Genomic DNA, 12,163 nt, shown 5'->3' with positions numbered 1-12,163 from the left:
CTCGTTTTCGGGCAGCGCGGGGCGCCGCCGTGTGCGTGGATGCGGTGAGGGTGTGGCGGTGGGGGTGCGTGTGCCTGTAGGGAGGCGGGAGGTGCGCGGTGTCAGCGGGCCGCGGAGGACGCCTGCGGGAGCTCGGCGGCGGCAGGCTCGGGCCGGGCCCCGGCCGGGGGCTCGGCGGCCTGCGGGGTCTTCGCCCCGGCCGGTCCGGCCGGTCCTGCCGGTCCGGCAGCCCGTACGGCGATCAGGCCGAACACCGTCGCCACCAGCGAGAGGGCGCCGACCAGCGGCCAGACCAGGGCGCCGGTGTGCAGGTAGAGCCAGGTCCCGGCCATGGGGCCGAGGGCGGAGCCGAGGCCGAACACGAACTGGAAGCTGCCGATGTAGCGGGACCGCAGGTGCCGGGGGCCCGCCGTGCCGGGGTAGGCGAAGACGGCCGGGCCGCCGAGGATCTCGCCGAGGGACCACACCAGGGTGCCGATGACCACGGCGGCCGGGCCCAGCGGGAGCCCGTAGCAGGCCACCCCGGCGCCGACCAGGGCGAAGCCGAGGCCCACGGTGATCTTCAGGGGCCAGTGCTGGGACAGCTTGGTGACCAGCAGTTCGAAGGCGATGACGATCACGCCGTTCAGGGCGACCGCGAAGGTGTACCAGAAGAGCGCGATGCCGGTGTCCGCCAGGAACAGCGGGAGGGTGGAGAGGTACTGCATGTACACGGCGGAGTGGAAGAGGGCCGCGACCAGGTACAGCAGGTAGCGGCGGTCGCGCAGGACGGCCCGGTAGCCGGAGCCCGCCCCCGCGCCCGGATCCGCATCCGCTGCCGGGGCCGCGGCCGGCGCCGGACCGCCCCGCCCGGTGCGGGGCTTGGCGGGCAGCACGGCGCGGGCGGCGACGGCGTAGCCGAGGGCGATGGCGGCCTCCGCCCAGAAGAGCAGCGTGTACGTGCCGCCCCCCGCGTGGTAGAGCGCGTATCCGAGCAGTGGTGCGGCGGTGGCGCCGATGTTCAGCCCGAACCGGTACATCGCGAAGATCATGATCTGCCGGTCGCCGTCGGTCTCCTCGGCGAGCAGCGTGGCCGAGGCCGGCCGGAACAGCTGGGCGGCCAGGCTGACCAGCGCGATCGCGGCCAGCATGAGGCCGTACGAGGGCAGGTAGAGCAGCGCCGCGGTGAGCACGGCGGTACTGCCCATCGACAGGGTCGTCGCGCTGCGGATGCCCAGGCGGTCGGCGAGGGCCCCGCCGACGAGCGAACCGGCGACCGCCCCGGCCCCGTACACCCCCAGGGCGATGACGGTCCGGCCCTCGGAGTGGCCGCGGGCGGTGAGGAAGAGGACGAGGAAGACGTGGAGGAACCCGCTGAGGCGGTTGACGAGCACTCCGGCGAGGACGGTCTTCACGGCCGGGCCGGAGTCCCGGAACGTGGCCCACACGGTGGGGCTCGTGGCGGGACCCGCGGCGCTCATCCGCGCTCCTGCGGTGCGACGGTGACGGTGACGGCGGCGCGGACGCGGGCCTCCAGGGCGTCGAGCCCGGCGGGGGTCGGGGCGTCGATGAGGAAGGTGACGGCCCGGTCGTCGGAGCTGGCGGGCGGGCGCAGCACGGCCCCGGCCTCCTTCAGGACGAGTACGGCGCGCAGCGCGGGCGGGTCCCCGGGCAGCCCCGGCGCCATGGCCGGCCAGGCGGCGGCCCCCGCGGTCCAGTACGGGGTGATCCCGGGGTCCTCGGGCCAGTCGAGGCGGACGTCGGCGAGGGTGCCGGCCTCGTGCTCCAGGTAGACCTGGCGGGTGAAGCGGCGGGGCTGCGGGTAGGCGGCGGGCTCGCCGAGCGCGATGCGGACGATCTCCGGTTCCAGCGGGAGGCCGGTGGCCAGGTGGTACAGGGCGAGCAGGCCGTCCCCGGGGGTCCGCGCGGCGGCCTCCATCAGGCGGGGGCTGCCGTCGGCGGCGATGCGCCACTCGGTGTGGGCGATGCCGTCGCGGAAGCCGAGGGCGTCCAGCATCCGCCGGTTGGCGTCCTGGAGCACGGAGTCGGCGCCGCCGGGCTCGCTGGGCACCGAGTGGGCGAGCTCGACGAAGGTCTGGGCGCCGGACTCGGTGGTCTCCTTGCGGGTCACCGAGGCGAAGACGACCTCGCCGTGCTGGACCAAGGTCTCCACCGAGTACTCCTGGCCGGTGACCTTCTCCTCGACGAGGAGGGTCTCGTGCGCGGGGTAGGTCCCCAGCAGCTCCCGCAGCTCCTGCGGGCCGTCCACGGCGACCACGCCCGAACTGGAGTGCCGGGTCGCGGGCTTGACGACCACGGGGAAGGGGACGGCCGACAGGTCGGCCTCCTCGCGGGCCCCGGGCGGCAGGACGAGGCAGGCGGGGCTGAACCCGTCGAGGTACCAGCGCTGGAGGTACTTGCTGCGGCAGACCCGGGTGGCACGCAGCCCGGGTCCCGGCAGTCCGAGCGCGTCGCACAGCAGGCCGGTCTGCTCGACCAGGGTCTCGCCGACGGCGTAGGCGCCGACGATCGAGTAGCGGGTGCGCCAGGTGCGGGCGGCGGCGATGGCGGCGGGGGTGAAGGAGCCCTCCTGGTCCAGCGAGCCGTCCACGTAGGCGATCTCGTCGATGAGGGAGGCGGGGTGCTCGGGGTCCTTGCGGGCGGTGTCGGCCGCGGTGCGGTACTCCTCCGGGGTGATGAGCAGGATCCTCAGGCCGCGGTCGGCGAGCTCCTCCAGGTAGCTGGGGTTGCGGCACACGACCCGGAAGGCTCCGGTGAGGACGAAGGCCTCGGGGCGCGGGCCGGGCGCGGAGCCGGGGGCGGGGGCGGGGCCGGCAGCGGGTGCGGTGCCGGGTGCGGCGGTGCGGGACGGTATGGCGGTCATGCGGATGCTCCTGGTGAGGTGGTCTCTTCGTAGGTGCCGCGCAGCCCGTGGGCGGCGAGGAAGTCGAGGCGGAGGGCGGTCTCCGCGGGGGTGCCGGCCGCCCGGGTCAGGCCGGCGGGCAGGGCGCCGTCGAGGATCCGGGCCGCCCCGTGGGCGAGCGGGAGGGACACGCAGCGGGCCATGGCGGACTCCTCCGCGCTGCCGGTGAGGTCGAGGAGGTGGGAGCCCTGCCAGCGGGCGCCGCCGGGGGTGCGCAGGTCCAGGGCGACGGAGAGCACGACCCGGTCCCGGTCCTCGGGCGTGGTCGGATGGCGGGCGGCGAGCTCGGCGGCGAGGGCCCGGGTGCGGGCCCGGTCGGGGTCGCGGTCGGCGGCGACGGTGTCGAAGACCTCCTTCCACGCCGTGCGCCAGCCCGCGTTGCGCAGGGTGCCGCGGACGAAGGCCTCCAGCTCCCAGTGGCCGGGTATGCCGTACTGGGCGATGAAGGGGACGCTGTCGCGGTTGGGGTAGACCTCGAAGTCCTCCCCGGCGAGCCGGAGCGGGCGGGTGGCCTCCCAGGGGCGGTCGGCCGTGCGCTCGGCTCCGCCGGCGACGTGGCGGGCGGGGTTGCCGAGGGCGGCGAGGACCCCGTACGGGGCCCAGCTGAACCGGTAGCGGAACTCGTTCGGTTCGGCGGGTACGCCGCCGCAGTAGGAGGTGAAGGAGGCCGTGGCCGGGGTGTCGGGGCCGATGGCGGCCCGGCCGCGGGCGACGAGGTCGTGGGCCATCAGGTGGTCGATGCCGGGGTCGAGCCCGCACTCGGCGAGGACGGCGAGCCCGGCGGAGCGGGCCCCGTCCGCGAGCGCGCTGAGCTCGGGGGTGGTGTAGCTGCTGCACGCGAAGTGGCAGCCGTGGTCGAGGGCCAGGCGCAGCAGCGGGGCGTGGGCGGCGGCGGGGAGCATCGAGACGACGACGTCGCCGGGGCGCAGTGCGGCCGCCAGGGCCTGCGGGGTGTACGCGCCGGTCCCGGCCCGGTCGGCCAGGCCGAGGGCGGCGAGGCGTTCGGCGGCGCGCTCGGCGGTGCGGTCCCACAGGACGGTGCGGGTCGCGGCCCGGCCGGTGAGCAGGCTCAGGCCGGACCTGCCGGTGGACAGGCCGGTGCCTATCCAGTGGACGGTGGGTGCGGGGCCGCTGCTGGCGGGGCCGCTGCCGGTGGGGCCGCTAGTGGACAAGGGAGGCCTCCTGGTGGTGGCGGAAGGTGCCCAGGGCGCGGGACCAGACCGGGTCGGCCGGGTCGGCGAGCGCGGGCAGGAGCGGGGCCAGGTCGGCGGAGAAGGCGGTGCTGGCCTCGACGGGCAGGAGCGAGGGGAGGTTGTCGATCGCGACGAGGTCCAGGGGGCGGGGGCCGGCGCGCAGCCGCCGGACCGGCTGCTGCCAGTCGGTGGTCTCGTCGTAGACGGGCAGGACGTTGCAGTCGGAGGTGACGTCGCAGGTGACGTCGGAGAGGACGGAGAGCCGCCGGCCGGGGTCGTCGAGGTCGGCCGGGGTGAGGAAGGGCGGTACGGGGTCGACCGTCAGGACGGTGTTGACGAGCAGGTCGTGGGCGAGGAGCGCGGGCCGGTCGATGCTGCGGGTCTCGGCGAGGTCCCAGCGGGTGGGGCGCAGGCCGGCCGTTTCGAGGGCGTCGCAGGCGCCGCGGCCGCAGCGGCCGAGGGCTCCGATGACGAGGGCGGTGGCGGGGTCGGGGCCCGGGGCGTCCTCGCGGAGGAGGGCGTCGAGGGCGGGGCGGTCCAGGGGGGTCAGCGGGGGGCGGAGCCGGCCGCGGTGGTGCAGGACGGCGAGGGCCGCGCCGACGTAGCCGGCCCAGTACCCGAAGGCGGCCAGGCGGCGCCCGGAGTCGTCGGTGAGGTACTCCAGGTCGAGGAGGGCTCCGCCGCCCCCGGTGAACCGCGAGAGCAGTGCGGCGGCGCCGGTCTGCCCCTTGTAGGCGTGGCCGAAGTAGACGTGGCGGTGGCTCAGGGGGCCGGTGGTGTCGGGGAGTTCCTTCAGGCCCACGACGAAGGCGTCGGCGGGGGCGTCCGGCCAGCTGCCCGCCGGTGCGGTGGCGCAGCCGGCCGCGGCGTAGGCGGCGAGGGGGAAGGCCCGCTGCTCCGACTCCTCCACGGTGATCCGCAGCCCGGCGGCGGCGAGGCGGGCCGCGTCCGCGGGGACGATCGGGGTACGGCGTTCGCCGGGCCGGGACTCGGCGCGCACCCAGAGGTGCGGAAGATATGACATAAGACCTTTTGTCCTGTCTATGGGTGTGCGGCTGTGCGCGTCGGGGCGGCCGGTCGGCCGGGGGGATGTGCGGAGGTCGGCGGTTCCGGAGCTCAGGAGCTCCCGGGTCCCGCTGCGTGCGGTGCCTTGTACGCGGTGCGCGGTGCGCGGTGCGCGGTCCCGGTGCGGGTGTGCCGGTACGGGGCCGGATGCGTCGGCCCGTGTGACGTGCACCCGGTGGCCGTCCCGTACGGGCCGCCCCCGGTCGGTGGGCGGCGGCCCGTACCGGGCCGGGGTGTCAGAGGACGGGGATGCGGGCGTTGGCGAGGGGCTGGTAGTCGGGGGTGGCGGAGACGGGGGGCAGGCCTGCGGCCAGGATCCCGGAGACGACCGCGGTGGCGATCGCCACGGCGAGCTCCCCGCCGGGGCAGCGGTGGTGCCCGGAGCCGAAGGTGAACACCTGCGGGTTCACCCGACCGGGGAGCAGTGCGTGCGGATCGGGGTTGACCGCGGGGTCGCGGTTGGCGGCCGCGAGGAGGACGAGCACCTGCTGTCCGGGTTCCACCTTGGCGTCGCCGTGGACGAAGGGGCCGGCCGCGAAGCGCCGGGTGTTCTGGACGGGGGCGTCGTACCGCACCACCTCGCGGACCAGGTCCGCGGTCTCGCGGCCGCTGCCCGGCGCCCCGGCCGCGCCCTGTGCGAGGGCGACGAGGGTGTTGCCGATCAGGCCGGCGGTCGCGTCGTAGGTCTGGGAGAGGAAGCCGACGGCGTTGGAGAGCAGCGGCCCGCGGTACGGCCAGGAGTCGGCGTCCGCGGCCCGGACCAGCTCGGCGAGGAGGCTGCCCGGGCCCCCGTCCGCAGGGGTGCCGGGCGCCGGGAGGGCGGGGCCCAGCAGCGCGCGGAGCCGGGCGGCCGCCCCGGCCGCGGCCGCCTGCTGCGCGGGGGTGGCGGTCGCGGGGATGCACTGCACGAACCGGCCGATCTCCCGGGCCGCCTCCTCGTCCGCCCCGTCGGTGAGCCCGCACAGGGTGGCCACGACGCGGGCCGGTACGCCGAACATGAGCGCGTGCAGCGGGGCCCGGCCGCCGCCGGCCAGCACCGATGCGGTGAGCCCGGCCGCCACGGCGGCGGCCCGCCCGGTGTCCGCACGGCCCAGGGCCTGCACCACGAGCGCCTTGAGCCGCCGCGGCAGGTCCCCGTCCGTCATCCGCACCAGGTCCCCGAACACCTCTCCGGCCGGGGTCCCGGCGATACCGGCGGGCACCGGCTCGCCCGGCGGGCGGACCCGTAACGCGTCGCCGTGCAGGACCGCCCGGACGGCGGCCGCGTCGGCCGCGACCCAGGCGCCCAGCGCCTCGTCGAAGGCGAAGGGCCGCTCTGCCGTGAGGGACGCGTAGGAGGGGTAGGGGTCCGGGAGCCGGACCGCCGAGACGGGGGTGTGCATCAGTGCTCCTTGTTTCGTGGTGCGGGGGTGGTGCGCGCCGGCCGGGTGCGCCGGAGCCTCAGACGGCCGCCCGGGCGGCCCGGCGCATGTCGAGCGAGCCCGCGATGGCCAGCCGGAGGACCTCGGAGGTCCCCTCGTAGATCCGCAGCGAGCGGACCTGCCGGTAGAGGCGCTCGGTCACGCTCCCCTGCAGGATGCCCGCCGCGCCCAGCAGTTGGACGGCGCCGTCGACGACCTGCTGGGCCGCCTCGGTGGCGTGCACCTTGGCGACGTTGGAGTGCAGGGCGAACCGGCGGCTGCCCCGGTCGGCCTCCCAGCCCGCGCGGGCCACCAGCAGGGCCGCGGCGTCCAGTTGGACCTGCATGTCCGCCAGCGAGGCCTTGACCAGCTGGAGGTCGTACAGCGTGCCGCCGTACGCCCGGCGGTCGCGGACGTGGGCGAGCGCGGTGTCGAAGGCCCGCCGTGCGAAGCCGACGGCCGCCGCCCCGACGGTCATCCGGAAGCGCTCCAGCAGGTCGACGGCGATGACGAAGCCCTTGCCGGGGCGTCCGAGGACGGCGTCGGCAGGCAGCCTGCAGCCGTCCAGGACCAGGTGGGCGAAGGACCGGGGGGCGACCGCGTCGAGCCGCTCCACGCGCAGCCCCGGGGTGTCGGCCGGGACCAGGAAGGCGGTCAGGCCGAGCGGGCCGGGGCCCTCCCCGGTGCGGGCGACGAGGACGAACACGTCCGCGATGGTGCCGTTGGCGATCCACGCCTTGCCGCCGTCGAGGACGTACGAGCCGTCGGGGGACCGCTGCGCCGTGAGGCCGACGGCCGCCAGGTCCGATCCGGCCTCCTTCTCCGAGACCGCGAAGGCCCCGATGAGGGAGCCGTCGGCCATCCCGGGCAGGTAGCGGCACTGCTGGGCGTCGGTGCCGTGGTGCAGCACCGGCATCGCGGCCAGGCTCTGGATGGAGTAGGCGAAGTCCGCGAGGTCCTCGGCGTAGGCGAGGGCCTCCCGCCGCAGGCAGACGGTCCGCAGGTCGCCGCCCCCGAGCAGGGGGGCCAGCCAGTCGGCCTCCCCCAGGGCGCGGACCAGGCGGCGGCCGGCGCGGTCGGGGTCGGAGGTCTCGCGGACCTCCTGCCACAGTGCGGTGTTCGCGTCGCACCAGGCGCCCGCCTCCTCGGCGGTGCGGCGGTGGCGGTCCTCGTAGAAGGGGAGGGCGAGGACCTCCGGGTCGAAGCTCGTCAGGGGTTCCATGGTGGGCGGTCTCCTCAGATGACCAGGTCGGTGACGGCCTGCGGGCGGGGCGCAGCGCAGGCGGCCGCGTCGGCGAGGGCGACGGCCTCGGACACCGGGTCGCACTCGGCCTCCTCGCCGCCGTCGTCGTGCTCCCCCCGGTGCGGGGCGGCCGCGCGGACGCGTTTGACCAGGTCGTGCTCGACGAAGTAGGCGAAGGAGGCGTAGCCGCGCCAGATCCGGCGCCACTCCTCCTGGACGGCCGCCTCGCCCGAGGCGCGGCGTACGTCGTCCAGGTAGGACACGATGATGTCGGCGGACTGGCGGGCGTGGCCCGCGGAGAAGTTGTCGATGGAGAGGTGGGCCTCTTCGTAGCTGGTGTCGAGTCCGTGGGCGCGCAGCTTCTGGATCTCGTGCAACCGCACCTCTCCGAGGCCGAACATCTCGATGCCGAGGTTGTAGCCGAGGATCTCGTTGTAGAGCGAGTCGGGGAACAGCGACAGGGCGACCTGGTGGATCGAGAACCCGTACAGGTGGTCCGGGAGGTCGGACTGCTCGCGGAAGGCGGCCTCGCGGATGTGCGGCAGGTCCATGCCCATTCCGGCCAGGACCTTGTGGATGATCGTGATGTGGTTCTTCGCCATGTCGCCGCGGCCCATCTCGTCGGCGTAGATGGCGAAGAGCATGTCGTCGCTCTGGCGGTGCCTGCGGCCGAGGTTGCCGATCCGGTGGGCCCAGGCCCCGTCGATGAGGCTGCCCAGGGCGTATGTCGACTGCTGGAAGACCACCTCGTCGCGGTCGGGGATCTCGGTGAGCGGCCGGTAGGGGTTCACCAGCTTGTCCCAGTAGATCCGCTCGACCCGGTCGAGCAGGGCCTCCGGGGTGTACGCGAACCAGGACGCGTCCGTGAGGCGGCCGCCCGCCCCGTGCGCGAAGAGCAGTTCCGCGTCGGCGAGTCCGGCCTCGGCGCGGGCCCGCGCGGCGGGCAGGACGCTCGGGTGGTGCTCGAAGTTGACCAGCCGGTGGAAGAGGGCGCGGTGGTCGCGCTCCTCCTCCGGTTCCGGCTCGCGGACCAGCAGGTCGGCCGGTTCGGTGCGGGCGAGGCGGTCGCGCCAGGCCTGCGCGTCGGCGTCCCCGGCGGTGGCCGGGCGGTAGTCGGCGCCGGCCGGCTCCCCCGCGGCGATCGCGTCCGCCCAGGCGGTGAACACCGCGGCCTCGTGTGCGTCGAAGATGCCGAACATCGGCCCGCCGAACTTGATCGACTTCAGGAAGCGGCAGGGGCCGCCGTCCCGGGCCGGGCGCAGCTGGCGCGAGGTGCGGAACTCCCTCACGAAGGCGGCCGGGTCGGGGCGGGCGCTGTCGAGCCGGTCGGACAGCCGCTCGGTGCCGAGGCGGACCCCGCGGTGCTGGCGGCCCGCGTGCGGGGCGTGCCGGGCGATGATCTCGGCGACCCGGGCGTCCAGGGACAACCCGGCCCGCCAGTCGGCGAGTTCGGCGAGGGCCCCGGTGTGCTCGTCCTCGAGCCGGACCAGCAGGCGGACGGCTGCCAGGGTGCGGCGGCGGTCCTCGGGCCCGGTGGGCGAGTGGCGGGTGAAGTCCAGGTACGCGGCCAGGACGGGCCGTACGTCGGCTTCGGTGAGCAGAGGTTCGGTGCCCAGGAGCAGGTCGTCGAGGCCGAGGGCGTGGGCGGCGTAGTGGACGCCGACGACCTCGGGGAGGAACGCGGCCGGCAGCCGGGAGAGGGCGAGGTGGAAGGCGCCGTGGAGGGCGGTGAGGGGGCGGGCTCCCGCCGCGTCGAGGAAGCCGGCGGCCCCCGCCTCGGGGAGGAACACCCCGAGGCCGGCCAGGGCGCGGCGGCGGCGTGCCGGGGCGCTGTCCTGGCCGGTGCCCCGGCCCTGGAGGAGGAAGTGGTGGCCGAAGAGGCGGCCGACGATCTCCGCGGGCTGGGTGGCGGCCTGCGAGACGGTGTCGAGCCAGCAGCCGCCGATCAGGGCGAGGGGCGCCCGCTGGCGCAGGACCAGACCGCGGGCCTCGGCCCGGGCTGCGCCGTCCGCGCCGTCCGCACCGTCCGCGGCCCGGCGGAGCCGCTCGGCGAGGGTCGTACGGGCGCCGAGGACGTACGCGGCGACCTGGTCCGCACCGGCGTCGTCGGGCAGGTCCTCCGCGCCCTGCCGGCCGGGGGCGTCGAGGAAGGCGGCCAGCACCCGGCGGGCGGCGACCAGCACGGTCTCGCTCTCCTGGTCGGCGAGCAGCCGGCGGAACAGGTCGGCGGGGGCGGCGGCCGCGAGGGCGGCGGCTTCGGCCGCGGCTGCGGGCGAGGCCTCGAAGGGGGCCGGGGGCAGGGAGGTGGTCCGGTCGGGGAGCGGGAAGGCCGGGGCGGGGGCCGGGCCTGCGGCTGCGGTGGACGGGGTGGCGGTGGAGCGGGTCGCGGGTGCGGTGGTCATGGTCAGGAATCCCCCTGGGGAGCGGCCGTCGGCAGTTTGCGGAGCAGTACGGCGACGCGGACTCCCGGGACGCTCGATGCCAGGAGGTAGTGCCCGTGGGGCCGCAGCCCGCCCGCCCGGTCCCGGTCGACCAGGTTGATCAGCGGGTCCGCGGCGAAGCAGTGCCCGACGCGGGCGATGTTGTCGAGGTAGAGCTGGGCGGTGGTGAAGCCGGCCTGGCGCTCCTTCATGACCACCACGGGCCGGTACAGGTTGGGGTGCATGACCCCGTCCACGTCGCCGGGCTTCATCCCCGCCCCGGCCAGGATCCGTTCGGTGACCGTGCGGGCCAGGTCGGCGCTGATCTCGTGGGACCAGTCGAGGGCGCGGGTGTCCTGGGCGGACGCCCCGCCGACGATCTCGTACGCGTCCGGTCCGAGCGGTTCGCGGCTGACCAGGCAGGCTGCGGAGCCGTCGCTGAAGAGGGCGAAGCTCTCCATGCGGACGGACTCGTCGGTGATGCGGTCGGCGGTGACGACGAGCACGCGGCGGTACTGCCCGGCGGCGACGAGGGCCTGTGCGGTCCGGATGCCCACGAGCAGGTTGGTGCAGCGGTTCAGGGTGATCCCGGTGAAGGCCGCGTCGACCAGGCCCGTCCCGGCCATGACGTCCTCGACGAACGCGCCGTGGGTGCGCGGGCCGCCCGGGAAGCGGGTGGAGCACAGGACCAGGCAGTCGACGGACGCCGGGTCGACCCCGGCGGCGTCCAGGGCCGCCCGGCCGCTCTCGGCGGCCAGGACCTGCAGGCTGCGGGCGGTGCGGTGGACCGTGCCCCAGCCCCAGAGCGCGGCCCTGGGCGGCATCCCGAACTTCCGGGCCCGCTCGGCCAGGTGCTCGATGGTGGTGTGGTCGCACGCGCTCTCGCCCAGGACGTAGCGCGGGGCGGAGAGGTGGACCGCCGGGGCCGCCCCGCCGCCGGGGGCCCGCGCCGGGGAGGGCGCGGGGCCGGGGCCGGCGGCGGGCGGGGCGGCGGGCTCCGGGACGGGGGCGGGCTCGGGGCCCGGAGCGGTCGGGGGCGCGGGAAGGCTCACGGTGCCGGATCACTCTCTCGGTCGGCGGGCGGGGACGGGTGGGCGGACAGGAGCGCGTTGACCTCGGCGTACGGGAGGGCCTCGGAGCCGAAGGCGAAGCTGCCCAGGTCGCGGATCTCGCGGGCGGCCCGGGCGAGCGCGCCGAGGGCGGCGCGGGCCATGGAGGAGCCCACGCTGATGCGCCGTACGCCCAGGGCGCCGAGCTCGTCGACGGTGAGCCGGAGCGCGCCGCCCATCAGCACGTTGACGGGCCGTCCGACCGCGGCGCAGACGGCGCGGACGGAGTCGGCGTCGGGCAGGGCCGGGGCGTAGAGCACGTCCGCGCCGGCCTCCTCGTACGCGCGCAGGCGGCGGATCGTGTCGTCGAGGTCGGGCCGGCCCTGGAAGAAGTTCTCGGCGCGGGCGGTGACGGTGAAGGGGAAGTCGAGCTCCTTGGCGGCGGCGACCGCCGCCGCCACCCGCTCCACGGCCTCCCCGAGCGGGCGCACCGGGTCTTCGGGGCGCCCCGTGGAGTCCTCGACGGAGCCTCCGACCAGTCCGGCCGCGGCGGCGAGGGCGATGGTGCGGGCGACCTCCCCGGGGGTGTCGCCGAATCCGCTCTCCAGGTCGGCGGTCACGGGCAGGTCGGTGGCGGCGACGATGGCGCGGGCGTTGTCGAGGACGTCCTCGCGGCTGAGGGCGCCGGTGCCGTCGGGGCGGCCGAGGCCGTAGGCGAGTCCGGCGCCCGTGGTGGCGAGGGCGGGGAAGCCGTGTGCGGCCAGGAGCCGGGCGGTGCCCGCGTCCCAGGGGTTGGGCACGACGAAGGGGCGGGGGCCCTCGTGGAGGTCGCGGAAGGCGGTGGCCCTGCGGTACTGGTCGTCTTCGGCGGTACGGTTCATGAGGGTTCCT

Annotated in this window: 9 protein-coding genes; all 9 read right to left on the bottom strand. The window is 76.2% G+C overall.

Annotation, left to right across the window (positions count from 1 at the left end; translation table 11 throughout):
- Nucleotides 1-101 precede the first annotated feature (101 nt).
- The 9 genes from ACZ7JZ_RS14035 to ACZ7JZ_RS13995 all read right to left on the bottom strand — a co-directional run bounded on the left by ACZ7JZ_RS14035 (nucleotide 102) and on the right by ACZ7JZ_RS13995 (nucleotide 12,153).
- Nucleotides 102-1,460: an MFS transporter gene (locus ACZ7JZ_RS14035; protein WP_470937851.1), complete on the bottom strand. Its 1,359-nt coding sequence runs from the start codon at nucleotides 1,458-1,460 to the stop codon at nucleotides 102-104.
- Nucleotides 1,457-2,863, bottom strand: coding sequence for an ATP-grasp domain-containing protein (locus tag ACZ7JZ_RS14030; protein ID WP_470937848.1), 1,407 nt, complete (start codon nucleotides 2,861-2,863; stop codon nucleotides 1,457-1,459). Before ACZ7JZ_RS14030 ends, ACZ7JZ_RS14035 begins: the two co-directional genes overlap by 4 nt.
- Nucleotides 2,860-4,074, bottom strand: coding sequence for a saccharopine dehydrogenase C-terminal domain-containing protein (locus ACZ7JZ_RS14025; RefSeq protein ID WP_470937845.1), 1,215 nt, complete (start codon nucleotides 4,072-4,074; stop codon nucleotides 2,860-2,862). The genes ACZ7JZ_RS14030 and ACZ7JZ_RS14025 overlap by 4 nt, the downstream gene beginning before the upstream one ends.
- Complete coding sequence (locus ACZ7JZ_RS14020) at nucleotides 4,064-5,119, bottom strand: saccharopine dehydrogenase (protein ID WP_470937842.1); 1,056 nt, start codon at nucleotides 5,117-5,119, stop codon at nucleotides 4,064-4,066. Before ACZ7JZ_RS14020 ends, ACZ7JZ_RS14025 begins: the two co-directional genes overlap by 11 nt.
- Nucleotides 5,120-5,396: 277 nt before the next feature.
- A complete protein-coding gene (locus ACZ7JZ_RS14015; RefSeq protein ID WP_470937839.1) occupies nucleotides 5,397-6,542 on the bottom strand; it encodes a cytochrome P450 in 1,146 nt (381 codons plus the stop codon).
- A gap of 58 nt (nucleotides 6,543-6,600) precedes the next feature.
- Nucleotides 6,601-7,782, bottom strand: a complete 1,182-nt coding sequence (locus ACZ7JZ_RS14010) for an acyl-CoA dehydrogenase family protein (RefSeq protein ID WP_470937836.1) — start codon at nucleotides 7,780-7,782, stop codon at nucleotides 6,601-6,603.
- Nucleotides 7,783-7,796: 14 nt separating this feature from the next.
- The gene (locus tag ACZ7JZ_RS14005) at nucleotides 7,797-10,205 is read right to left on the bottom strand and encodes an iron-containing redox enzyme family protein (RefSeq protein WP_470937833.1); all 2,409 of its coding nucleotides are present in this window, start codon (nucleotides 10,203-10,205) and stop codon (nucleotides 7,797-7,799) included.
- Nucleotides 10,206-10,207: 2 nt separating this feature from the next.
- A complete protein-coding gene (locus ACZ7JZ_RS14000; protein ID WP_470937830.1) occupies nucleotides 10,208-11,275 on the bottom strand; it encodes a 3-oxoacyl-ACP synthase in 1,068 nt (355 codons plus the stop codon).
- Nucleotides 11,272-12,153 carry an isocitrate lyase/PEP mutase family protein gene (locus ACZ7JZ_RS13995; protein ID WP_470937827.1) on the bottom strand — a complete coding sequence of 294 codons (882 nt, stop codon included), beginning with the start codon at nucleotides 12,151-12,153 and terminating at the stop codon, nucleotides 11,272-11,274. Before ACZ7JZ_RS13995 ends, ACZ7JZ_RS14000 begins: the two co-directional genes overlap by 4 nt.
- Nucleotides 12,154-12,163: the final 10 nt, after the last annotated feature.

The organism is Streptomyces sp. NPDC038213 (genome assembly GCF_055600495.1).
The sequence above is the reverse complement of the archived record's forward strand: the minus strand, read 5'-3'. Positions and strand labels throughout refer to the sequence as shown.

Excerpts from the sequence above, each read along its gene's own strand:
- ACZ7JZ_RS14030 (WP_470937848.1), bottom strand. The coding sequence starts at position 2,863 with ATGACCGCCATACCGTCCCGCACCGCCGCACCCGGCACCGCACCCGCT.
- ACZ7JZ_RS14035 (WP_470937851.1), bottom strand. The coding sequence starts at position 1,460 with ATGAGCGCCGCGGGTCCCGCCACGAGCCCCACCGTGTGGGCCACGTTC.
- ACZ7JZ_RS14015 (WP_470937839.1), bottom strand. The coding sequence starts at position 6,542 with ATGCACACCCCCGTCTCGGCGGTCCGGCTCCCGGACCCCTACCCCTCC.
- ACZ7JZ_RS13995 (WP_470937827.1), bottom strand. The coding sequence starts at position 12,153 with ATGAACCGTACCGCCGAAGACGACCAGTACCGCAGGGCCACCGCCTTC.
- ACZ7JZ_RS14020 (WP_470937842.1), bottom strand. The coding sequence starts at position 5,119 with ATGTCATATCTTCCGCACCTCTGGGTGCGCGCCGAGTCCCGGCCCGGC.
- ACZ7JZ_RS14005 (WP_470937833.1), bottom strand. The coding sequence starts at position 10,205 with ATGACCACCGCACCCGCGACCCGCTCCACCGCCACCCCGTCCACCGCA.
- ACZ7JZ_RS14010 (WP_470937836.1), bottom strand. The coding sequence starts at position 7,782 with ATGGAACCCCTGACGAGCTTCGACCCGGAGGTCCTCGCCCTCCCCTTC.